21 protein-coding genes are annotated in these 20,749 nt (G+C 66.0%); 8 read left to right on the forward strand and 13 right to left on the reverse strand.

Annotated elements, in window-relative coordinates:
* Positions 1–65 precede the first annotated feature (65 nt).
* Together P0086_RS04905 and recO are read right to left on the reverse strand one after the other, a co-directional pair.
* Complete coding sequence (locus P0086_RS04905) at positions 66–575, reverse strand: PaaI family thioesterase (protein WP_112597427.1); 510 nt, start codon at positions 573–575, stop codon at positions 66–68.
* Entirely contained in the window at positions 572–1,327 is a 756-nt protein-coding gene (gene recO, locus P0086_RS04910) for a DNA repair protein RecO (protein ID WP_275783129.1), read from the reverse strand. Before recO ends, P0086_RS04905 begins: the two co-directional genes overlap by 4 nt.
* 113 nt (positions 1,328–1,440) lie before the next feature.
* On the opposite strand from recO, the gene P0086_RS04915 reads away from it, so the two are divergent.
* Positions 1,441–2,013 (forward strand): GNAT family N-acetyltransferase, encoded by a 573-nt coding sequence (locus P0086_RS04915; RefSeq protein WP_275783132.1) that lies wholly within the window; start codon positions 1,441–1,443, stop codon positions 2,011–2,013.
* A 38-nt stretch (positions 2,014–2,051) separates the two neighbouring features.
* Here P0086_RS04915 and bla read toward each other — a convergent pair whose 3' ends face one another.
* Positions 2,052–2,945: a BKC/GPC family carbapenem-hydrolyzing class A beta-lactamase gene (bla, locus tag P0086_RS04920; RefSeq protein WP_275783135.1), complete on the reverse strand. Its 894-nt coding sequence runs from the start codon at positions 2,943–2,945 to the stop codon at positions 2,052–2,054.
* Positions 2,946–3,084: 139 nt separating this feature from the next.
* Positions 3,085–5,394 (reverse strand): Tex family protein, encoded by a 2,310-nt coding sequence (locus P0086_RS04925; RefSeq protein WP_275783138.1) that lies wholly within the window; start codon positions 5,392–5,394, stop codon positions 3,085–3,087.
* Positions 5,395–5,605: 211 nt separating this feature from the next.
* Here P0086_RS04925 and P0086_RS04930 point away from each other — a divergent pair, with 211 nt between their 5' ends.
* Both P0086_RS04930 and P0086_RS04935 read left to right on the forward strand, forming a co-directional pair.
* Complete coding sequence (locus P0086_RS04930) at positions 5,606–5,866, forward strand: ribbon-helix-helix protein, CopG family (RefSeq protein ID WP_230804407.1); 261 nt, start codon at positions 5,606–5,608, stop codon at positions 5,864–5,866.
* Positions 5,863–6,177: a type II toxin-antitoxin system RelE/ParE family toxin gene (locus tag P0086_RS04935; protein WP_112607768.1), complete on the forward strand. Its 315-nt coding sequence runs from the start codon at positions 5,863–5,865 to the stop codon at positions 6,175–6,177. The genes P0086_RS04930 and P0086_RS04935 overlap by 4 nt, the downstream gene beginning before the upstream one ends.
* Before the next feature lie 56 nt (positions 6,178–6,233).
* Here the strand turns inward: P0086_RS04935 and P0086_RS04940 are convergent, their stop codons facing one another.
* Entirely contained in the window at positions 6,234–7,487 is a 1,254-nt protein-coding gene (locus P0086_RS04940) for a cyclopropane-fatty-acyl-phospholipid synthase family protein (protein ID WP_275783145.1), read from the reverse strand.
* A gap of 207 nt (positions 7,488–7,694) precedes the next feature.
* On the opposite strand from P0086_RS04940, the gene P0086_RS04945 reads away from it, so the two are divergent.
* The 3 genes from P0086_RS04945 (at position 7,695) to P0086_RS04955 (ending at position 12,153) form a co-directional block, all read left to right on the forward strand.
* Complete coding sequence (locus P0086_RS04945) at positions 7,695–8,732, forward strand: spermidine/putrescine ABC transporter substrate-binding protein (protein WP_275783147.1); 1,038 nt, start codon at positions 7,695–7,697, stop codon at positions 8,730–8,732.
* Complete coding sequence (locus tag P0086_RS04950; RefSeq protein WP_275783150.1) at positions 8,719–11,097, forward strand: EAL domain-containing protein; 2,379 nt, start codon at positions 8,719–8,721, stop codon at positions 11,095–11,097. Before P0086_RS04945 ends, P0086_RS04950 begins: the two co-directional genes overlap by 14 nt.
* 87 nt (positions 11,098–11,184) lie before the next feature.
* Entirely contained in the window at positions 11,185–12,153 is a 969-nt protein-coding gene (locus tag P0086_RS04955; RefSeq protein ID WP_275783151.1) for a glycerophosphodiester phosphodiesterase family protein, read from the forward strand.
* 27 nt (positions 12,154–12,180) lie between these two features.
* Here P0086_RS04955 and era read toward each other — a convergent pair whose 3' ends face one another.
* The 8 genes from era to rpoZ form a co-directional block, all read right to left on the reverse strand.
* On the reverse strand, positions 12,181–13,110 hold the full coding sequence (era, locus tag P0086_RS04960) for a GTPase Era (RefSeq protein WP_275783154.1): 930 nt from the start codon (positions 13,108–13,110) through the stop codon (positions 12,181–12,183).
* Between the two features lie 145 nt (positions 13,111–13,255).
* Positions 13,256–13,969 carry a ribonuclease III gene (gene rnc, locus P0086_RS04965; protein ID WP_148151157.1) on the reverse strand — a complete coding sequence of 238 codons (714 nt, stop codon included), beginning with the start codon at positions 13,967–13,969 and terminating at the stop codon, positions 13,256–13,258.
* Positions 13,966–14,709 (reverse strand): signal peptidase I, encoded by a 744-nt coding sequence (lepB, locus tag P0086_RS04970; RefSeq protein ID WP_112597408.1) that lies wholly within the window; start codon positions 14,707–14,709, stop codon positions 13,966–13,968. The genes rnc and lepB overlap by 4 nt, the downstream gene beginning before the upstream one ends.
* A 106-nt stretch (positions 14,710–14,815) precedes the next feature.
* The gene (gene acpS, locus P0086_RS04975; protein WP_112597406.1) at positions 14,816–15,223 is read right to left on the reverse strand and encodes a holo-ACP synthase; all 408 of its coding nucleotides are present in this window, start codon (positions 15,221–15,223) and stop codon (positions 14,816–14,818) included.
* A 43-nt stretch (positions 15,224–15,266) separates the two neighbouring features.
* Positions 15,267–15,845: a DUF2062 domain-containing protein gene (locus P0086_RS04980; protein ID WP_275784400.1), complete on the reverse strand. Its 579-nt coding sequence runs from the start codon at positions 15,843–15,845 to the stop codon at positions 15,267–15,269.
* 109 nt (positions 15,846–15,954) lie between these two features.
* Positions 15,955–16,107 carry a DUF3563 family protein gene (locus P0086_RS04985; protein WP_112597403.1) on the reverse strand — a complete coding sequence of 51 codons (153 nt, stop codon included), beginning with the start codon at positions 16,105–16,107 and terminating at the stop codon, positions 15,955–15,957.
* Positions 16,108–16,492: 385 nt separating this feature from the next.
* Positions 16,493–18,715, reverse strand: coding sequence for a bifunctional (p)ppGpp synthetase/guanosine-3',5'-bis(diphosphate) 3'-pyrophosphohydrolase (locus P0086_RS04990; RefSeq protein WP_112597401.1), 2,223 nt, complete (start codon positions 18,713–18,715; stop codon positions 16,493–16,495).
* Positions 18,716–18,902: 187 nt separating this feature from the next.
* Complete coding sequence (gene rpoZ / locus P0086_RS04995; protein WP_112597400.1) at positions 18,903–19,307, reverse strand: DNA-directed RNA polymerase subunit omega; 405 nt, start codon at positions 19,305–19,307, stop codon at positions 18,903–18,905.
* A 293-nt stretch (positions 19,308–19,600) separates the two neighbouring features.
* Here rpoZ and P0086_RS05000 point away from each other — a divergent pair, with 293 nt between their 5' ends.
* Together P0086_RS05000 and P0086_RS05005 are read left to right on the forward strand one after the other, a co-directional pair.
* Positions 19,601–20,182 carry an NYN domain-containing protein gene (locus P0086_RS05000; protein ID WP_112597398.1) on the forward strand — a complete coding sequence of 194 codons (582 nt, stop codon included), beginning with the start codon at positions 19,601–19,603 and terminating at the stop codon, positions 20,180–20,182.
* Positions 20,183–20,318: 136 nt separating this feature from the next.
* Positions 20,319–20,741, forward strand: a complete 423-nt coding sequence (locus tag P0086_RS05005; RefSeq protein ID WP_275783163.1) for a hypothetical protein — start codon at positions 20,319–20,321, stop codon at positions 20,739–20,741.
* The last annotated feature ends 8 nt before the right edge of the window (positions 20,742–20,749 follow it).

Consider the following 20,749-nt stretch of genomic DNA (forward strand, 5'->3'; position numbering starts at 1 on the left):
GGGCCCGGCGGGACGATGCCGCCGCAATCCTAGCCTGTGTCCGCGCTTTGTAAAACGGATTGCGATCAGCGCGTCAGATTGGCGATCGGGAAGATCGCGCAGGTCTCCGTGCCGTGGGCGAGAAGCTTGCCGGCGCCGTCACGCAGCCAGGCCTCCGATGTGGCGATGGTGCGGCCGCGATGGACCAGCCGCCCCTCGCAGGTGACCTCGCCCATGCCGGGCAGCACCGGCCGCACGAGGTTGACCTTGAACTCGACCGTCGTATAGGCCTCGCCCGGCTTGATGGCCGAGAAGACGGCACAGCCCAGCGCCGAATCCATGATCGTCGCCGTCCAGCCGCCATGCACGGTGCCGAGCGGGTTGAGATGGGTCTCGTCCGGCAGGCCCTTGAAGACCACCCTGCCCTCCTCGACCTCGGTCATGCCGAATTTCAGCGTCTGCGCCATCGGCGGCGCCGGCAGACGGCCCTCCAGCATCGCCTGCATCGCCTTCAGCCCGCCGTCGCGCGCGACGACGTCGAGCGGCAGCGTGCCGATGCCGGAAACGGCAAGGCCGGGATAGAGTTCGACATTCATGAAACGGTCTCCGGTGGGTGTGCGGCGGCAAGCGCCTTCAGCGTCGCCTGGACGAAGCCGTCCCGCGCGCTCGACAGTTCGAGCCCGCGCGGCTCGCAGACGTGCCGGTTGAGGAAATAGGCGGTCAGCCGGAAGCCCTCCGACAGCGCCTGCACGTCGGCGGCGCTGTTGCGGCTCGCGCCGAGGAAAGCCGGCAGCGCCAGCATCCGGTCGGCCCAGGGGGCGCCGGCGCTGCGGCAGACGGCCCTGCCAGATTTCGGCGAGACGAAGACCAGGTCCTCCGTGTCGCCGGTTGCGGCGCAACGGGCAAGATCGAGACCGAAGCCGAGATCCTCCAGCACCGCCAACTCGAAGCGGACGAAGAGTTCGCCGGCGTCCGCCGGGTCCTCCAGATGTTCCAGGATCACGCCGAGCATCTCGAAGAGGTGCGGATGCGGGTCGCGCTCGGGCAGGAAACGCAGCAGCGCCGCCATCGCCTGCACGCCGTAGACGGCGATCGCCGCTTCCATCAGCCGGCCGGCCCGCAGTTGCAGCGGCTCGATGCGGTATTCGCCGATATGCTCGTCCAGACGGGCGCGCCAGGTCGCCTCCACCGTGTTGCCGGGCTGCAGCACCGGCTGCATCGTCCGCGACCGCCCGGAGCGGATCACGCCGAGATGCCGGCCATGGCTGCGCGTCATCATCTCCGCGATGACGGAGGTCTCGCCATGACGGCGCACGCCGAGCACGATTGCCTCATCGGTCCACTGCATGGGCAAGCCTTACGCCGGGCGGGCGGGATCGGCAAGCCATGCGGTGGCAGGGCTGGTCATCCTGCCCGCCTTCGGTCAGACTTCGCGCGACGGGGACGGAGCGACGGACGACGATGCAGGTACGCCCGCTGGCGCAGCACGACATGCAGCGCGACATGGAAGCCTTTGGCCGGCTTCTTTCCGGCGAACGCTCGGCCGCCCATTGCTGGTGCATGTGGTTCATCCGCCGGGTGAAGGACTTCCATGCCGGCGGGGCGGCGGCGAACAGGGCCGCGTTCGCGGCACTCGGCGAGACCTCGCCGCTGCCGCTCGGTCTCCTTGCTTTCGACGACGACGAACCGGTCGGCTGGGTGGCCGCCGGGCCGCGGGCGCGCTATGCCCGCGCGGTGAAGACGCCGACGCTGAAGACCACCGACAGGGCGGAGGACGCCACTGTCTGGCTCGTCCCGTGCCTGTTCGTCCGGCCGGAGCGAAGGGGCCAGGCGATCTCCGGGGTGCTGCTGGCCGCAGCCGTCGAGCTCGCCCGGCAAAGCGGCGCCACCGCGATCGAGGGATTTCCGCTCACTGGCCGGACGGGCAACGCCGACCGGCAGGTGGGGACCGAGGCGCTGTTCCGTCGGGCCGGCTTTGATGCCATCGACCGCCCCTCCTCCAACCGGGTGGTGATGCGGCTGGCGTTGCGCTGAACGGGACGCCGCCGCGACAGCAGCGGCGCCCCCGCAGATCAGACTTCGGCCGCGATGCGCCCTATCTCGGCGATGACGGCATTGCGCTCGTCGCCGGAAATGCCCGGCATTTCGCAGAAGGCCGCAATGATGACGGCGCCGCGATCCGGCGACCAGGCCACGGCGACGTCATTGGCGTTGCCGGCCCTGTCGCCGTTCGTGCCGGTCTTGTCGCCCGTCATCCAGTCGGCCGGGAAGCCGGCGCGCAGCCGCGTGTCGCCCGTCTTGCTCATCACCAGCCAGGCCGCGAGCTGCGCCTTCGAGCGCGCCGACAGCACGTCGGCGAAGATCAGCTTGCGCAGCGTCTCCACCATCGCGACCGGTGTCGTGGTGTCGCGCTCGTCGTCCGGGGTCTCGTGGTCGTTGAGGGCCGGCTCCGTTCGGTCGAGGCGCGTCACCCCGTCCCCGAAGCCGCGCAGGAATTTGGTGACCGCCTGCGGCCCGCCGGAGGCCGCGAGCAGCAGGTTGGCGGCGGCGTTGTCGCTAAGCGTGATCGTCGCCTCGCAAAGCTCGGCAATCGAAATGCCTCGTGCGCCGACGTTCTTCTCCACCACCGGCGACCAGTCCACGAGGTCCGCCTCGCGCACGACGATGCGCCGGTCCAGCGTTTCCTCTTCCCGGTCCACCCGGGCGAGGATATGTCCCGCCAGCAGCGCCTTGAAGGTGCTGCACATCAGGAAGCGCTCATCCGTCCTGTGGCCGAGCCGGGCGCCCGTCGCGAGATTTAGTATGGCAACGCCGATGCGGCCATCGTGCCTGGCCTCCAGTTCGGCAAGCCGCGCTTCCAAACTGCCGCCGGCGGCGGCGCTGGCGCCGGCCGAGAGCGCCGAAACTGCGGGAATGGCAAAGAGTGCGCCGGCCATGGCCTGCCGGCGTGAAATCGTGATCGTCATGTCAAATTTCCTGTCTGTCGGATACCGGCCTGCCTGGCATCGCCGGTTCGTTTGAGCCCGCCCACACCGCGACTATCGGTGATGAAGCGGATCAGGGCAAACGACGATTTCTGTCGGCAGCCATTAGGAAAACTTGGGCTTATTTCCGCCTCATCGCCTCGGCCAGCGCCGCGCCGAACGCGCCTTGCGCAGGCGCCTGCTGCCTGGGCGCCTGCTGGCCGGACTTCGGCTTCGCCGGTTGGTTGCGATCGTTGCGCGGACCGCTGTCGCGGGCGGCGGGCGCGCCGCCGTCCTTGCGCATGGAAAGGCCGATGCGCTTGCGCGGCACGTCCACCTCCGTCACCCGCACCTTCACCACGTCGCCTGCCTTCACCACCTCGTGCGGATCCTTGACGAAGCGGTCGGCGAGCTGGGAGACGTGGACGAGCCCGTCCTGATGAACGCCGATGTCGACGAAGGCGCCGAAGGCCGCCACGTTCGTCACCGTGCCCTCCAGCAGCATGCCGGGCTTGAGGTCCTTGATGTCGTCGATGCCGTCGGCAAAGGTCGCCGTCCTGAACTCCGGGCGCGGGTCGCGGCCGGGCTTCTCCAGCTCGGTCAGGATGTCCTTCACCGTCGGCAGGCCGAAGCGCTCGTCGACGAAGAGCGCCGGGTCGAGCTTCTTCAGGGCGGCGCTGTCGCCCATCAACGCGCGCACGTCGCGGCCGCAGGCGGCGACGATCTTCTTGGCGACGCCATAGGCCTCGGGGTGGACGGAGGAGGCGTCGAGCGGCTCCTTGCCGTTCGGGATGCGCAGGAAGCCGGCGCACTGCTCGAAGGTGCGGGCGCCGAGACGGGCGACCTTCATCAGGTCCTTGCGGCTGTCGAACGGGCCGTTGGCGTCGCGATGCGCCACGATGGCTTCCGCGGACGATTTTCCAAGTCCGGAGACGCGGGCGAGCAGCGGCGCCGACGCCGTGTTCAGGTCGACGCCGACGGCGTTCACCGCGTCCTCGACGACGGCGTCGAGCGAGCGTGACAGCTTCCCCTGGTCGACGTCGTGCTGGTACTGGCCGACGCCGATCGACTTCGGCTCGATCTTGACGAGCTCGGCGAGCGGATCCTGCAGGCGGCGAGCGATCGAGACGGCGCCGCGCAGCGACACGTCGAGGTTCGGAAACTCGGCGGCAGCGGCCTCCGAGGCCGAATAGACCGAGGCGCCGGCCTCCGAGACGATCACCTTGGTCGGCTTCGGCGCCGGCAGTGCGGAAAGCATGTCGGCGACGAGCTTCTCCGTCTCGCGGCTGCCGGTGCCGTTGCCGATCGCGATCAGCTCGACCTTGTGCTTGCGGATGAGGCTCGCGAGTTCGGCCTGGGTGCCGCGGATGTCGTTCTTCGGCGGGAAGGGATAGACCGTCGTGGTCTCCAGAAGCTTGCCGGTGTTGTCGACGACCGCCACCTTGACGCCGGTGCGGATGCCGGGGTCGAGGCCCATGGTGGCGCGGGTGCCGGCGGGGGCGGCGAGCAGCAGGTCCTTGAGGTTGCGGGCAAAGACGCGGATCGCCTCTTCCTCCGAGCGCTCGCGCATCTCGCGCATCAGGTCGAGCGACAGCGACATGGAGAGCTTAACCCGCCAGGTCCAGCCGATGACGTCGGAGAGCCATTTGTCGCCGGGCTGGCTGCCGATCGCGTAGAAGGAGGCGATGATGCGCTCGACCGGCTTGACCGTTTCCGTCGTGTCCGGATCGACGACGATGTCGACGGAGAGAACCTCCTCGTTCCAGCCGCGCAGCATGGCGAGCGCGCGGTGGCTCGGAACGCCCGACCAGCGCTCGGTGTGGTCGAAATAGTCGGAGAACTTGGCGCCGGCCTCCTTCTTGCCGTCGACGACGCGCGCGCGCAGCCAGGCATTGTCCTTCATGTAGTCGCGCAGCCGCTTCAGGAGATCGGCATTCTCGGTGATCTGTTCGGCGACGATGTCGCGGGCGCCTTCGAGCGCCGCCTTGGCATCCGGAACTTCCGCGGAGAGGAAGCCTGCCGCAAGCTCGGCCGGCACCTGGTCGCGCTCGGCGAGGATCCGTTCGGCGAGCGGCCCGAGACCCCGCTCGCGGGCGATCTCGGCCTTGGTGCGGTGCTTCGGCTTGAAGGGCAGGTAGATGTCCTCCAGCTCCGCCTTGGTGGAGACGGCGGCAATCCTGGCGGAAAGCTCGTCGGTCAGCTTCCCCTGGCCGGCGATCGATTCCAGGATGGAGGCACGGCGGGCTTCCAGTTCGCGCAGGTAGACGAGCCGCTCGGACAGCGTGCGCAGCTGGGTGTCGTCGAGGCCGCCGGTGACCTCCTTGCGGTAGCGGGCGATGAAGGGAACCGTCGCGCCCTCGTCCAGAAGCCCCACGGCGGCCGACACCTGCGCGGCACTCGCCTTGATCTCGGCGGCGATGATGTTCGCGATCTTGAGCGGGGTTGCAGCCATGAAGATCTCCTATGCGATGATTGCGCGCAGACCATGACGAGGGTTCGGACAAAACGCTGCGGCGGGCGGCGACCATAGTGCGCCACCGCCCGCCCGCCAATCGCCGGATGGGGCGGGTTCCACAGTTTATGGGACGGAAAAGGGGAAGGACCCCGTTTGACGATTCGGGCGGTCTGAACTAGATTTTGTATTACAAACGGAGGCAAAAACGATGTCTGAACGGGAATTGTCCGATCCGATCACGATGCGCCTGCCCTTGGATGTGCTGGCCGAGATCGAGGAAATTGCCGCCGTCTGCGAACGCAGCCGCAGTTGGGTCGTCGTCCGGGCACTCAAGTCCTATCTCGCTGCCGAGGGGCGCGAGATCGTCGCGCTGGCCAAGGCCCGCCGGGACATCGATGATGGACGCGGCAGCGACCTCGACGAGGCAATCGAGGAGCTGGATGCGATCATCAAGGGTGCGGCTGCTTGAAAGTCATCCTGTCGCCGGACGCCAGGGACTATGTGAAGGCGGAAGCGTCGTACCTCATGGCACGAAGCCCGCGCGCGGCCCTGGCGTTTCGCGACGGCCTCAGGCGGCTGCAACAGGAGCTGGCGCGCTTTCCCCAATTGGGACACCCGCCGGATGATCTGCCTTTTCCGGGCATCCGGCGGTTCGTCGTCGGCTCGTATCTGTTCGACTACGAAATTCGGGAAACGACTGTCGTCATTCTTGCCATTCGGCATGGGCGGCAGCGGCCGCCGGGCCTCGAAATAGACGATGACTTCGACTTCGAGGACTGACGCCATGTTCGCCCGTCGGTGGCAACCTGCAAGGCCGGCAGGTCGCACGGCGAAGCTCAGAACCTGACCGGCGCCAGCGGCGGGCGGGCGGCCTCGAAGGCCCGCAGCTGCGCCTCGGTCTCGCCGATATAGTCGCGGGCGTAGGGAACGGCGTCCTGGTGGCGGGCGAGCTGCAGCTGGATGATCGGCAGGCGGTCGTGGCGGAAGGCGGCCTCCATGGCGGCGAGGTAGAATTCCCACATCCGGCAGAAGCGCTCGTCGTAGAGCTTCGCCGCCTCGTCCCAGCGGGCGACGAAGCGTTCGCGCCAGGCCTTCAGCGTCCAGGCGTAGTGCATCGGCAGCATCTCGATGTCCTTGACGAGGAAGCCGGCGCGCTCGATCGCCGGCAGCACCTCCGACAGCGCTGGCAGGTAGCCGCCCGGGAAGATGTACTTCTCGATCCAGGGATTGATCGTGTAGGCCGGCTTCACCCGGCCGATATAGTGCAGGACGAAGACACCCTCCTTCTTAAGAACCCGCGCCATCGTCTTGAAAAATTTCCCATAGTTGGCAAGTCCGACATGCTCGAACATGCCGACCGAGACGATCCGGTCGAACTCGCCCTTGAGATCGACATAGTCGGTCAGCTCGAAGCGGACGCGGTCGGAGAGGCCGCGCTCGGCCACCCGCGCCCGCGAGACGGCGAGCTGTTCCTCGCTGAGCGTGATGCCGGTGACGTCGACGCCGGAGCTCTCGGCCATGTACATGCCGAGCCCGCCCCAGCCGGAGCCGACCTCGAGCACGCGCTGCCCGGGCTCGAGCAGCAGCTTGGCGGTGATGTGGCGCTTCTTGGCGGTCTGCGCCTCCTCCAGCGAGATGCCGCGCGGCTGGAAGTAGGCGCAGGAATACTGCCAGTCATGGTCCAGGAAGAGATCGAACAGGCGCGCGTCGAGATCGTAGTGGTGGGCGACGTTGCGGCGGTTGCGGTTGACCGGGACCCGGGCGGAAAACTGGTAGGCGAGCAGCCTGAGCAGCGACTTCGCCTTCAGGCCCGGCGTCGCGGCCCGGCGGATGCCGTTGCGGCGCAGCAGCGAGAGCATCTCGAAGATGTCGCCCTCCTCGACGACCAGCCGCCCGTCCATGTAGGCCTCGCCGAGCTTCAGGGCGGGATCCGCGGCGATCTCGCGCCCCACTTCGTCGTCGGCAAGGCGCACGCGCAGTGCGGGGCCGGAACCGTCGCCGAAGTCGGCCACGCCGCCCGCCGGGTCGATGAGCTGCAGCCGGCCGGTCCTGATCACCCGGCCGAGCATTGCGGAGAATTCCGAGACCATATGCGTTACCCCTGCTGAATTTCCACTGCCGGCGGCACCGATGCGAACGTGAACTGCGAGCCTAGCCATCTGCCGGCGCGGCGCAACCTGCCGCCCGCAGCAAATCGGCGCAACATGCGGTTTCTCCGTAACAATTCCTCAATTGTTGCTGCCTATCCTTGCCCCGTTCATGCAACGCGGGGCTTGCGGATGCGAAAATCCTTGCTGATGGCGACAGCGGCGGCGGTCGCCTTGTCGACATCGCTGCCCGCGACGGCTGCCGAAACGATCAATCTCCTGATCTGGGAAGCCTATGTCGATCCGTCCATCCTGTCGGACTGGACGGCCCGGACCGGCATCGACGTGCACCAGACCTACTACGACAGCGGCGACGCGCGCGACGAGGTCCTGTCCAATCCGAGCAGCGACATCGACCTCGTCGTCACCGGCGAGAACGGGGCCCGGCTCTTCGGCGACCGCGGCATTCTCAAATCGCTTTCGGCCGATACGCTTCCCTCGCTTCTGGAATATGACGACAGCTGGACGAAGCGCTGCGGCGGCTATGGCGTGCCCTATCTCTGGGGAACGATGGGGATCCTCTACCGGTCGGATACCGTCACTGCGGCACCGACCTCCTGGGCCGATCTGATGAAGCCCGGCGAGCCGCTGCGGCACCACATCGCCATGTTCGACGACCACAACGAGGCCTTCGTGCCGGCCCTGGTCCTGCTCGGCAAGTCGATCAACGCCAACGACGAGCCAACGCTTCGGGAAGCCTTCCAGCTGATGAAGGCACAGGCGCCCTATGTCCTGACCTACGACTACGTCATCACCTCGATCCAGAACCCGGAGGTCGGCCCCGAGGTGCACATGGCGCTCGGCTACAGCGGCGACCAGCACGTGCTCGACGAGATGACCGGCAAGGAGCGGCTGTGGCGCTATGCCGTTCCCGCCGAGGGCACGCTGTTCTGGCTCGACTGCATGGCAGTCAGCACCCGCTCCAAGCATACCGAGGCGGCGCTCGATCTTCTGAACCACATCACCAGCGCCCGGAGCGCTGCCCGCAATGCCATCTCTCTGCAGATGCCGACGGCGAACAGGGAAGCGCTCAAGCTGATCCCGGCCGACATGCGCGAGAATGCCGAAATCTACACCGCACCCGAGATCCTGGCGAAGAGCCAGTATCAGGAGGAACTCTCCGTTCCCTCTGTCCAATCCCGCCGTCGCATCATCAGCAGCCTGGTCCAGTTCCGTGACACTCGGTAAACGCGCCTTTCTCCTCATCTTCCCGGTCGTTCTCGCAGGCTACGTGGTGGCGGCCACCCTGCTCTACATGAGCCAGAGCGCCTCCGTCCGCGCGCTCGAACGGGCGCGCCTGTGGCAGCAGCTGGGTCTTCTGAGCGCGGTCTTCCAGAACGACGTGACGCAGAACAAGAGCCTGATCTATTCGCTGGTCGAGGGAACGGCGATGCGCCTGTTCGTCAACGAGCCGGATGCCGGCTACCGGTCGAACGCCATCGGCGTGATGATGCAGGAAAGCATCCGCTCGCTGTCGGAGGATCCGACCCGCTTCGTCTCGCTGACCGTCATCCGCCCGCCGCTCTCGATCGACTACTACTACGAGAACAGCGACGATCCCTTTGCGGAAATTCCGAAGACCCAGGTCGACTATGCCCGCCGGCTCATCGACAGCCCCAAGCTTTCCGACTGGACCTATATCAAGCCGGAAGGGGCGGAACCGCTGATCGTCCACTCCGAATTCCTCGACCAGCAGACCTTCAACCGCCCGGTCTCCAGCGCCAAGGCCGGATCGATCCTGATCCAGACCGCCGTTCGTCCGCGCCAGTTCCTCGAGATGAAGGCGATGCTCGAGCGGGAATACGGCGCCGAGGTCGAGGTCTCCACGCATCCGCTGACCGCGGTCGGCGCCGTCTCCGCCACGGCCAAGCTCGGCCCGACGCTCTATGCGCGGCTGACGCCGCACGAGGGCCATGTCGAGGGCAAGCTACAGAACCTGAAGGCGCTGCTCGCCATCGGCGCCATCGGCCTCAGCCTGTTCACCATCGGCCTCGTGCTCCTCTTGGTGCGCCGCTTCATCACCAATCCGATCGCCCATCTCGACCAGCAGCTGACCGACGTCATGTCCGGCAAGCGCAGCGAGCTGACGCCGGTCGAGGAGGTCGGCGAGATCGGCCGGCTTTCGGTGAACATGAAGCAGCTTCACGACAATGCGGTGGAATCCTTCGGGCTGGTGCGGACCGCCTCCTGGACCGACACCCTGACCGGCATCTCCAACCGGGCGCACTTCAACGCCCGCTCCACCCAGATGCTCGAGGTCGCCCGGGCATCCGGCGCCGGCTGCACGCTCCTGTTCATCGACGTCGACAACTTCAAGTTCGTCAACGACAAGTATGGCCACAAGGTCGGCGACGAACTGCTGACGACGCTCGCCGCACGGCTGGAAACGCGGGTCAAGGCGGCAACGGAGCGTCGCGGCCTGCCCGATGCGCTGGTGGCGCGGCTGTCCGGCGACGAGTTTGCGATCATGGTGCAGTCGCATCCGGGCGACGGCACCGTCAGCGAGATCTCCGAGGCGATCGTGCGGCTGTTCGACGGTGGCTTCGAAGTGCTCGAACAGTCCTATCCGGTGACCGCCAGCATCGGGATCGCGGTGTTTCCGGAGGATGCCGCCGACCTGCCGGAACTGCTCGCCAATGCCGATGCGGCCATGTACCAGGCCAAGGCGCAGGGCAAGAACGGCTCGGCCCGCTACTCGCGCTCCCTGCATGAGAAGCGCACGCGGCAGCGGCACATCGAGGAAGAACTGCGGGCGATGAACCCGGACGACGAGATGCACCTCGTGTTCATGCCGATCGTCGACGGCCGCGGCAAGGTGACGGCCTGCGAGGCGCTGCTGCGCTGGACCTCTCCCCTGCTCGGCAGGGTGACGCCGGACGAGTTCATCCCGATCGCGGAGACGACCGGCCTCTTCAGCAAGATCGATTCCTGGGTCATCGACACGGCCATGGCCCATTGCCACCGGCTCAAGCAGCTGTTCGGCGCCGAGACCATCCTGTGCATCAACATCTCCTCGGCGGAACTGTACAACCGCTCGATCGCCGATCGCTTCAGCGATGCGCTCGACCGGCACGCCGTCGAGGCGCGCGCGATCGAGATCGAGCTGACCGAGACGTTCGCCGTCAAGCTCGGCGACCAGTCGCAGCGCAACATCGACATGCTGCGCCAGAAGGGCTTCCGCATCTCCATCGACGACTTCGGCGCCGGCTACACCTCGGTCCAGCAAATCATCGACTATCCGGCCGAGACGATCAAACTCGACCGGGCGCTGGTCGAGAGCCTGACCAACGCGGCGGCGCTGCCGACGCTGCGCGCGCTGATCGCGCTCTGCCACGCCCAGGACATGCAGGTGGTGGCCGAGGGGGTCGACACGACGGAAAAGATGACGCTGCTCGCCGCCGCCGGCTGCGACCTCTACCAGGGCTACCTGATCAGCCAACCACGCACGATCGAGGATCTCGGCATCTGGGCGATGCAGCGGCTGCTCGAACAGGCGCGGGAGAATGCGGTCGCGAAGGCGCCGGCCAAGGGGCGCAAGACCGGCCGGACCTGAGACGGCCGCCCCCGGCGCGCCTGCCGCAATTTCGCCGATTCGCGTTGCACGTCATGCGTGCTTCGAAAAATCGGCGAAAGGCGAACCATGCTCCGGAAAATCGTGCTGTTCCTCGGCGGCTGCGGCCTGCTCGTGTGGTCCTTCAATTCGAGCCTGATCGCGGAGATGCCCGAGGGCAAGGCGCGGATCATCGCCCATCGCGGCGTCCACCAGATCTTTTCGCCCGAAGGCGTCGAGAACGACACCTGCACCGCAACGCGCATCCTGCCGCCGGAAAACCCCTATCTGGAGAACACCATCGACAGCATGCGGGCGGCGTTCCAGGCCGGGGCGGACGTGGTCGAGCTGGACGTGCACCTGACGCCCGACGGGACGTTCGCCGTCTTCCACGACTGGACGCTCGATTGCCGCACCGATGGCAAGGGCGTCACCGAGCAGACGCCGATGACGGTGCTCAAGGGGCTCGACATCGGCTACGGCTACACCGCCGACGGCGGGAAGACCTTTCCCTTCCGCGGCAAGGGCAAAGGGCTGATGCCGACGCTGGAGGAGGTCCTTACCGCGTTTCCCGACAAGAAGTTCATCGTCAACTTCAAGAGCCGGCGGGCCGAAGAGGGCGAGGCGCTGGCGGCGCTGCTGGAAGCGCAGCCGCAATGGCGCAGCGCTGTCTGGGCGGTCTACGGCGGCGGCGAGCCGACGGATGCGGCCATCGCAAGAATCGACGGCCTGCCCGGCTTTACCGGCGCATCGGCCAAGTCCTGCCTGCTCGGCTATCTCGCCACCGGCTGGATCGGCTACGTGCCGCAATCCTGCCGCGACACGATCGTTCCCGTCCCGCAGAACTATGCCTGGCTGCTCTGGGGCTGGCCGAACCGTTTCATGCAGCGGATGCAGCAAGCCGGCAGCGAGGTGATCGTGTTCGGCCCCTATGGCGGCGACGGCACGGCCGGCGTCGACTGGCCGGACGACGTGGCGGAACTGCCCTCCCCCTTCCCCGGCTATGTCTGGACGAACCGGATCCTTTCGACCGCCCCGCTGCTGCGCGCGCAGCCGTGATCCGCAAGCCCGCTCCCGCAATCCCGCTCAATGCGGGAAATCGAGCCCCATCTCGCGGAAGCGCTCGGGATCGTCGCCCCAGTTCTCGCGCACCTTGACGAACAGGAAGAGGTGCACCGGCTGCTCGAGGATTTCCGACAGCTCCTTGCGCGAGGCCATGGAGATCGCCTTGATCGCCTCACCGTTCTTGCCGAGCGCGATCTTCTTCTGGCTGTCGCGCTCGACATAGATCACCTGCTCGATCCGGACCGAGCCGTCCTTGCGCTCCTCCCACTTCTCCGTCTCGACATGCGAGGCGTAGGGGAGCTCCTGGTGCAGGCGCAAAAACAGCTTCTCGCGGGTGATCTCGGCTGCGAGCTGGCGCATCGGCAGGTCGGAGATCTGGTCCTCCGGATAGTACCAGGGACCTTCCGGCAGGGCCCTGGCGAGATAGTCCATGACATCGTCGCAGCCGGAGCCGTTCAGCGCCGAGATCATGAAGGTGCGCTCGAAGGGGACGACGTCGTTTGCGGCCTTGGCCAGCGTCAGCAGCGTCTCCGGCGACACCTGGTCGACTTTGTTCAGCACCAGGATCTTCGGCTGCTTGACCTCCTTCAGGCCCTCCAGGATCGTCTCCGCATCGCCCTTCAGGCCGCGCTCGCTGTCGATCAGGAACATGATCAGGTCGGCATCCTTGGCGCCGCCCCAGGCGGTCGTGACCATGGCCCGGTCGAGCCGGCGGCGCGGTTTGAAGATGCCGGGCGTGTCCATGAAGACGATCTGGGCGTTGTCGTGGATGGCGATGCCGCGCACGATCGCCCGCGTCGTCTGGACCTTGTGGCTGACGATCGAGACCTTGGCGCCGACGAGCCGGTTGACCAGCGTCGACTTGCCGGCATTGGTGGCACCGATCAGGGCGACGAAGCCGGAACGGGTCGGGGCGCCGTCTTCGACGGCTTCAATTTCTTGTTCTGTCATGACAAATCCGTTTCTGGGGCTGCTCGCGCCGCGCACCCATGATGCGCACAGGTAGCCGCCGCACTCAATCTTCTTCAATGGCCTTCTTCAGTCGGCCGCTTCGGCGGGCTTCCGGCCGGCCGTCCTTCGCTGATGTGACCGCGGCTCAGTCCTCCGGCTTCTGCCAGACGCCTTCCCGCTCGAGGATCTTCGTCGCCGCCGCCTGTTCGGCCGCGCGCTTGGAGCGCTCGGTGCCGGTCGCCGGCGCCACCCCGGCGATCTCGACCGTCACCGTGAAGCGCGGGTCGTGGTCGGGGCCGGAGCGCTCGTCGATGCGGTAGACCGGCGTCGTCGAAAACTTCGCGTGCGCCCATTCCTGCAGCTCGGTCTTGGCGTCGCGCCGGCCGCCGTGCTCGCTCCTGGCCCGCTCCTGCCAGTTGCGCAGGATGAACCCCCTCGCCGCCTCCAGCCCGCCGTCGAGATAGATCGCGGCGATCAGCGCCTCGACCACGTCGGCGCGGACGTTCATCATCGGCTTGGCGGTCAGCTTCTTGACGTCCGCGCCGGTGCGGATGAACTGGTGCAGGCCGAGATCGTCGGAGACCTTGGCGCAGGTCTCGGCGCTGACGAGATGGTTGAGCCGCACCGACAGCTCGCCCTCGCTCGCCTCGCGGAAGGTCTGGAACAGCAGTTCGGCCACGCAGAGCCCGAGGACGCGGTCGCCGAGGAATTCCAGCCGCTCGTAGTTGCTGCCCTTGGCGGGGCGCGCGCTCGCATGGGTGATCGCCCGGTCGAGCCGCTCCTTGGCTGTGAAGGCGTATCCGATCGCGGCCTCGAGCCGGCCGCGATAATCGTCGTTCAGCGGCTTGGCCGATTTCATTCGACGACCTTGAACAGGCGATCCCAGCGCAGATTGGTCGGCCATTTCCAGATCTCGCGGAAGGCGGTGTCGTTGCCGAGCGAGAAGAAGATCAGGCTGGCGCGGCCGATCAGGTTCTCGGCGGGAACGAAGCCGACGTCGAAGCGGCTGTCGGCCGAGTTGTCGCGGTTGTCGCCCATCATGAAGTAGTGGCCCTCGGGCACGATGAACTCACGGGTATTGTCGCCGATCGTGCCGATGCGCGTGTCGAGCGTGTCGTAGGAGACGTCGTTGTCCAGCGTCTCGCGGAAGACCGGGATGTTCTCGCCGTTGTCGTACTGGCCGTCGGCGCGGAAGAAGCCGGCCGGCTGGCGCGGCACAGCCTTGTCGTTGACGTAGAGGACGCTGTCGCGCACCTGGATCCGGTCGCCGGGCAGGCCGATCACGCGCTTGATGTAGTCGATGTCCGGATTCGGCGGAAAGCGGAAGACGACGATGTCGCCGCGCTTGGGGTCGCTGCCGAAGATGCGGCCGGAGAAGAGATCCGGCGAGAACGGCAGCGAATACTTCGAATAGCCGTAGGAGAACTTGTTGACGAACAGGTAGTCGCCGACGAGCAGCGTCGGCATCATCGAGCCGGACGGGATGGTGAAAGGCTGGAAAAGGACGGTCCGGATGACCACCGCCAGCAGGAGCGCCTGGATGATGACCTTGACGTTTTCCCACAGGCCGCTCTCGGCCTTCTTAGTCTTCTCTGTCACGCCTGATTTGTCCTCTTGTGCAACCATGCCGCCCTCTTAGCGCAAGTCCTGTCGAATTGAAATGCGAGCGACGAAAATGCCGCAAGCCCGGCCCGCCGCTCGCCGCTCAGGCGCCTTTCGCCGGCAGCGCCTCGATGATGACGAAGGCCTGCGCCAGCGGGAAATCGTCGGTGATGGTGATGTGGATATGGGCCTCGTGGCCGGGCGGCGTCATCGCCTTCAGCCGTTCGCCGGCGCCGCCGGTCAGCCGCATGGTCGGCTTGCCGCCGGGCAGGTTGACCACGCCCATGTCCTTCCAGAACACGCCCTGCGCCAGCCCGGTGCCCAGCGCCTTGGAGCAGGCTTCCTTGGCGGCGAAGCGCTTGGCATAGGAGGCGGCGCGATTCTTGCGGCCGTCCGACTTGCGCCGCTCGATCTCGGTGAAGCAACGATGGGTGAAACGTTCGCCGAAGCGCTCGAGCGACTTCTCCACCCGGCGGATGTCGATCAGGTCGCTGCCGATGCCGATGATCATGTTCTTCTTCCCGTCTTCGTCTCGAACCGCAATGCCGAACGTCTCATTTCCAGGTTGCCGGCGGCAGCCTCGCCTCCAGGCCGCGATCCACAACCCTTTGCAGGCGCCGCCTGCGGAACGCGCCGACGCCGAACCGCGTGAAGAGGTAGGCGGCGACGGCGAACGGGCCCCCGAGCACGAGCGATCCCACGAGCATCGGCTTGAGGACCGGCGCCCAGAGATCGACAAGTGTCAGATGGTCGAGCAGGTGTGCAAGGTCAATGGGGCTGTCGCCGTGTCCCGATGCGGTCCCGAGCACGAGTTCGCCGGTCCGGAAGGTTCCGGCCCAGATGAACGGCAGGGTCAGCGGATTGGCAAAGGTGGTCGCCAGCGACGCCGCGATGACATTGCCGGAAAGAAGGTAGGAAACGGCCACGGCGAGGACGACATGAAGCCCCAGGAACGGGGTGAGCGCCGAAAACGTCCCGACGGCGACGCCCATTGCCACCGAATGCGGCGAGGCGGACAACCTCAGGATCCGTTTGCCGAGATAGCGGAACGGGCGGCTGAGGCCCTTTCTGGGCCAGAACAGATCTCGGACCCGGTCGCGCCAGGTTGCCGGCTTGCGGCGTCTAAACAGCATGGTCCAGACATAGCCGATCGATTGGTGGCATTTCAATGACCGCAACGCATGGTCGACCACGGCCAGGCGGTGGCGCAATCAGGTCGTTGCGCCACGGATCGGCATCGTCTTAGTAGTACTTGCGGAACAGGCCGCGGTCGATCTGACGCTGGCGGTATTCGAGATCGATGCGGTCGATCGCGCCGTTCAGGTAGGCCGTCTCACGTTCGGCGGCACTCGGTACGCGCAGGGCGCGGGTGAAATTTCTGATCTGCTTCAACATCGGTAAAACCCTTGTTCGGTTCGACCTCCCGAGTACAAAGATAGTAAAACCGGCAAAAACAACCAGCGTTAGTAACAGATCTCAGCCATGCGATCTGCGCATATCGACGCACCAACATTTAGGCAGACGTGCATGTTTTGCAGGCATCCGCGGTCGCGATTGCACAGAAAATACCTGAAATTCCACGGGCCGCAGCAAAGCGCGCCGAACAGCGGGACGCGCCGCCGGGCGACGAACCCGGACGGCCGCACCGAGAGCGGCCATCTGCCATGCACGGAGCGGGCAGCAGAACGATGTGCCTGCCCGGGCCGAAGACATCTTAGGACCGGCGCAGGCGGTCCCGCCTTGATGCATCGCAACGGCGGGCCACCGCGCTGGTCTCCCGTCAGGCGAAGACGCGGCTGACCGTCGAGACGCAGGCCAGTTCCTTGAGCTGGCCGATGATCTGGTTCAGCTGGCGCAGGTCCCAGACCTCCAGGTCCATCTGCACCTCGGTGAAATCGGCCGCGACCCGGTTCATCGTCAGCGAGCGGATGTTGACGTCGCCGGTCGCCAGCACCTGGGTGACCTCGGCGAGCGAGCCCGGCTCGTTCAGCTCGTTCAGCACGATGCGGGCCATGAAGCGGGTGTTGTTGGCCTCGTCGAGGTCCCAGCGGACATCGATCCAGCGCTCCGGCTCGTCGTCGAACTTCTGCAGCGCCGGCGACTGGATCGGATAGATGGTGATGCCCTTGTCCTTCTCCATGATGCCGACGATCCGGTCGCCGGGGACGGCGCCGCCGGCGGAGAAATGCACCATGGCATTGCCGGACAGGCCGCGGATCGGCAGCGCTTCCGGCCCCGCCGTGGCCATGGCCGCATCGAGCTGGGCCTTGGACTTGCCGGGCAGCTTGAACACCATGCCCGAGGCGCTGCGCATCGGGAACCACCCCTCCTCCTGGCTCGGCTTGACGGTGACGCGCTCGTCCTGGTGATCGGGATAGACCGCGCGCAGCACGTCGAGCGACGACAGCTCGCCGCGGCCGACGGCGGCAATGGCATCCTCGACCTCCTTCTGGCCGAGCCGGTGCAGCACCGGCCTCAGCGCATCGCGCGAGAATGGCCGGCCGGCGCGGTCGAAGGTGCGCTCGATGATGCGGTAGCCGAGCCCGGCATACTGCTTGCGCACGGCGGCGCGGGTGGCGCGGCGGATGGCGGCGCGCGCCTTGCCGGTGACGACGATCTCTTCCCAGGCCGGCGGCGGCACCTGGATGCCCGAGCGGATGATCTCCACCTCGTCGCCGTTGTTCAGCCGCGTCACCAGCGGCATGATCCGGCCGTTGATCTTGGCGCCGACGCAGGTGTCGCCGATATTGGTGTGGACGGCGTAGGCGAAGTCGATCGGGGTCGCCCCGCGCGGAAGCGCGATCAGCTGCCCCTTGGGCGTGAAGCAGAAGACCTGGTCCTGGAACAGCTCCAGCTTGGTGTGCTCCAGGAATTCCTCGGGATTGTCGCCCTCGGCCAGCGACTCGATCGTGCGCCGCAGCAGCGCATAGGCGTTGGACGGCGGCTTCTCGCCGTTGGCGGTCGTTTCCTTGTCCTTGTAGAGCGCATGCGCGGCGATGCCGTATTCGGCGATCTCGTGCATGCGCCGGGAGCGGATCTGCAGCTCGATGCGCTGGCGCGAGGGACCGATGATGGTGGTGTGGATCGACTGGTAGTCGTTCTGCTTCGGCGTCGAGATATAGTCCTTGAAGCGGCCGGGGACGACGCGCCAGCGGGTGTGGACGATGCCGAGCGCGCGATAGCAGGAGGGCACGTCGTCGACCAGGATGCGGAAGGCGTAGACGTCGGAGAGCTGCTCGAAGGACAGCGACTTCGACTGCATCTTGCGGAAGACCGAGTAGGGCTTCTTCTGCCGTCCCTTGACGATGGCCGACGGCAGGCCGTTAGCAATCAGCAGGTCGCCGAGCTCGGCCTCGATCTTGCGGATCAGCCCTTCGTTGCGCTGGGACATCTCGGCGAGCTTGCGCGTCACCGTGTCATAGGCCTCCGGGTTGATGTGGCGGAAGGCGAGGTCTTCCAGTTCCTCGCGCATGTCCTGCATGCCCATGCGGCCGGCGAGCGGCGCATAGATGTCCATCGTCTCCTCGGAGATGCGCGCCTTCTTCTCCGGCGACATGTGGTCGAGGGTGCGCATGTTGTGCAGGCGGTCGGCGAGCTTGACGAGCAGGACGCGCACGTCGTCGGAGATCGCGAGCAGCAGCTTGCGCAGGTTCTCCGCCTGCTTGGCCTTCTTGGAGACGAGGTCGAGCTTCTTGATCTTGGTCAGGCCCTCGACGAGACGGCCGATGTCCTCGCCGAAGATCTCGTCGATCTCGGCGCGGGTGGCCGAGGTGTCCTCGATCGTGTCGTGCAACAGGGCGACGGCGATGGTCGACTCGTCGAGCTTCATGTCCGTCAGGATGGCGGCCACTTCGAGCGGATGGGAGATGTAGGGATCGCCGCTCGCCCGCTTCTGCTGGCCATGCTTCTGCATGGCATAGACGTAGGCCTTGTTCAGAAGGGCCTCGTTCGCATCGGGCTTGTATTTCTGAACCCGCTCGACGAGTTCATATTGGCGCATCATCCTGCTTGAGCTCCCTCTGCGCCGGACGTCCGAAGAACGCCCAGGGGCGCAGTTGCTTCCCCTATTTTGCACATCGCCCGAGGAGCCGGTCCGCCGCTCTCCGGGTCATGCGCGGCAACGAAAAAGTGCGCCGATCGTGAGGACGGCGCACTGCACATTTCAGATATATGTGACGGCTAGGCCGTCATCAATAATCGTCGCTCTTTTCCGGCGGGACAAGACCTTCGATACCGGCGAGCAGTTCTTCTTCCGACATGCGGTCGAAGGCCACGACTTCCGGCTGGTCCTCGTCTTCCTCGGCGACGACGAAGCCGGTTTCCTCGGCAGCGGCGATCGAAGCGGCATCGGGTTCCGGTTCGTCCACCTCGACATGCTTCTGCAGCGAGTGGATCAGGTCTTCCTTGAGGTCGCCCGGGGAGAGCGTCTCGTCGGCGATCTCGCGGAGCGCGACCACCGGGTTCTTGTCGTTGTCGCGGTCGACGGTGATCGATGCACCCTGGGAAATGAGGCGGGCGCGGTGGCTTGCAAGGAGAACCAGCTCGAAGCGGTTGTCCACCTTGTCAATGCAGTCTTCAACGGTGACGCGGGCCATTGCCTGTCCTTTGCGGTCTTGGAATTTCTGGAGCTTGGATGCCCCGATACAATCAATGGCCGGCGAATTCAAGTTTTTCCTTCCCCCCGCTCCCCGCTCGCACCCGTTGCGGCAACGAACAGGGGATCGGAACACAAATTCGCCGCTTTCAACCTAAGTTTGCTTGGAAATTTCTGGGCCCTGCCCTAAATCGCGTATATCATTGCTTCGTAATGTTCGGGAGGAGGACATGCGTGGCCCCTTTCGACTCACGCAGTATTTTCAAGCGCTTTCGACAAAAAGGATAAGAATGAATGTTTGATCCCCGCGAGAAGATCGCACTTTTTATCGACGGCGCAAACCTATACGCCGCATCGCGCACGCTAGGGTTCGACATCGACTACCGTAAGCTGTTGAAGGCTTTCCAGAAGCGCGGATATCTGCTGCGCGCCTATTACTACACGGCCCTGATCGAGGATCAGGAATATTCCTCGATCCGCCCGCTGATCGACTGGCTGGACTACAACGGCTACAAGGTCGTGACCAAGCCGGCCAAGGAATTCACCGACTCCCTCGGCCGCCGCAAGATCAAGGGCAACATGGACATCGAGCTTGCCATCGACGCCATGGAGCAGTCGGAGACCGTCGACCACCTGGTGATCTTCTCCGGCGACGGCGACTTCACGACGCTGGTGGAGGCGCTGCAGCGCAGGGGCCGCAAGGTGTCGGTGGTCTCGACCATGTCGACGCAGCCGCCGATGATCGCCGACGACCTGCGCCGGCAGGCCGACTATTTCATCGACCTCGTGTCGCTGAAGGCGGAAATCGGGCGCGATCCCTCGGAGCGGCCTGCCCGTCAGGTCGAGCCGCATCCGGCCGAAGACATCGAGAACTGACGGCGGATCGCGTCGTCACCGTGCGGGCGAAATCGTCGCCCGCACGCGCATTCGATAAAATGCGAAATATCCGGCTTATCCCTTTTTCACGAATGGCTGATATGCAGGCCTCCTACGCAGGAGACATGCCCGGACAATGCTGAGCGCCATTTCGAACATCAACGGTGCCGCCCACCAGTTGGCGGCGGAGCGATTGCAGCAACGCAGCGCACGCAGCGATGCGGCGGCTGCAGCCCTCGCCGCGCTTTCGCCGGTCCGTCCCCTGCCCTCCGTCTCCGATCGCTCCGACGACGACGGCCAGGCGCTGTCGTTCCTGTACGGACCGGGCGGGTATCCCGCCCTGACGACCTCGCAGCCGGGCGAAGCCGCGGCGCAATCGGCAGACGCCAGCAGCGCGCCTGCCCGGATTGCCATGGAGAGCACCCAGATGACCGCCCTCCTGTCGTCGCTGATGACCCCCACCGCGCCTGCCCCGAAGCAGACGGGCGCAACCGCCCCGGCACAAGTGCCGGCCGTCGCCTCCGAATCGCTGATCAGCAAGCTCTACCGGCAGTTCTGATCGAACCC

The sequence above is a fragment of the Mycoplana sp. MJR14 genome (assembly GCF_029210525.1).
GTDB lineage: Bacteria > Pseudomonadota > Alphaproteobacteria > Rhizobiales > Rhizobiaceae > Mycoplana.

Excerpts from the sequence above, each read along its gene's own strand:
- P0086_RS04940 (WP_275783145.1), bottom strand. The coding sequence starts at position 7,487 with ATGGTCTCGGAATTCTCCGCAATGCTCGGCCGGGTGATCAGGACCGGC.
- bla (WP_275783135.1), bottom strand. The coding sequence starts at position 2,945 with ATGACGATCACGATTTCACGCCGGCAGGCCATGGCCGGCGCACTCTTT.
- P0086_RS05005 (WP_275783163.1), top strand. The coding sequence starts at position 20,319 with ATGCTGAGCGCCATTTCGAACATCAACGGTGCCGCCCACCAGTTGGCG.
- acpS (WP_112597406.1), bottom strand. The coding sequence starts at position 15,223 with ATGATCATCGGCATCGGCAGCGACCTGATCGACATCCGCCGGGTGGAG.
- P0086_RS04930 (WP_230804407.1), top strand. The coding sequence starts at position 5,606 with ATGTCTGAACGGGAATTGTCCGATCCGATCACGATGCGCCTGCCCTTG.
- P0086_RS04945 (WP_275783147.1), top strand. The coding sequence starts at position 7,695 with ATGGCGACAGCGGCGGCGGTCGCCTTGTCGACATCGCTGCCCGCGACG.
- P0086_RS04925 (WP_275783138.1), bottom strand. The coding sequence starts at position 5,394 with ATGGCTGCAACCCCGCTCAAGATCGCGAACATCATCGCCGCCGAGATC.
- rnc (WP_148151157.1), bottom strand. The coding sequence starts at position 13,969 with ATGAAATCGGCCAAGCCGCTGAACGACGATTATCGCGGCCGGCTCGAG.
- P0086_RS04905 (WP_112597427.1), bottom strand. The coding sequence starts at position 575 with ATGAATGTCGAACTCTATCCCGGCCTTGCCGTTTCCGGCATCGGCACG.
- era (WP_275783154.1), bottom strand. The coding sequence starts at position 13,110 with ATGACAGAACAAGAAATTGAAGCCGTCGAAGACGGCGCCCCGACCCGT.
- rpoZ (WP_112597400.1), bottom strand. The coding sequence starts at position 19,307 with ATGGCCCGCGTCACCGTTGAAGACTGCATTGACAAGGTGGACAACCGC.
- P0086_RS04980 (WP_275784400.1), bottom strand. The coding sequence starts at position 15,845 with ATGCTGTTTAGACGCCGCAAGCCGGCAACCTGGCGCGACCGGGTCCGA.
- P0086_RS04915 (WP_275783132.1), top strand. The coding sequence starts at position 1,441 with ATGCAGGTACGCCCGCTGGCGCAGCACGACATGCAGCGCGACATGGAA.
- P0086_RS05000 (WP_112597398.1), top strand. The coding sequence starts at position 19,601 with ATGTTTGATCCCCGCGAGAAGATCGCACTTTTTATCGACGGCGCAAAC.
- P0086_RS04955 (WP_275783151.1), top strand. The coding sequence starts at position 11,185 with ATGCTCCGGAAAATCGTGCTGTTCCTCGGCGGCTGCGGCCTGCTCGTG.
- P0086_RS04990 (WP_112597401.1), bottom strand. The coding sequence starts at position 18,715 with ATGATGCGCCAATATGAACTCGTCGAGCGGGTTCAGAAATACAAGCCC.
- recO (WP_275783129.1), bottom strand. The coding sequence starts at position 1,327 with ATGCAGTGGACCGATGAGGCAATCGTGCTCGGCGTGCGCCGTCATGGC.
- P0086_RS04985 (WP_112597403.1), bottom strand. The coding sequence starts at position 16,107 with ATGTTGAAGCAGATCAGAAATTTCACCCGCGCCCTGCGCGTACCGAGT.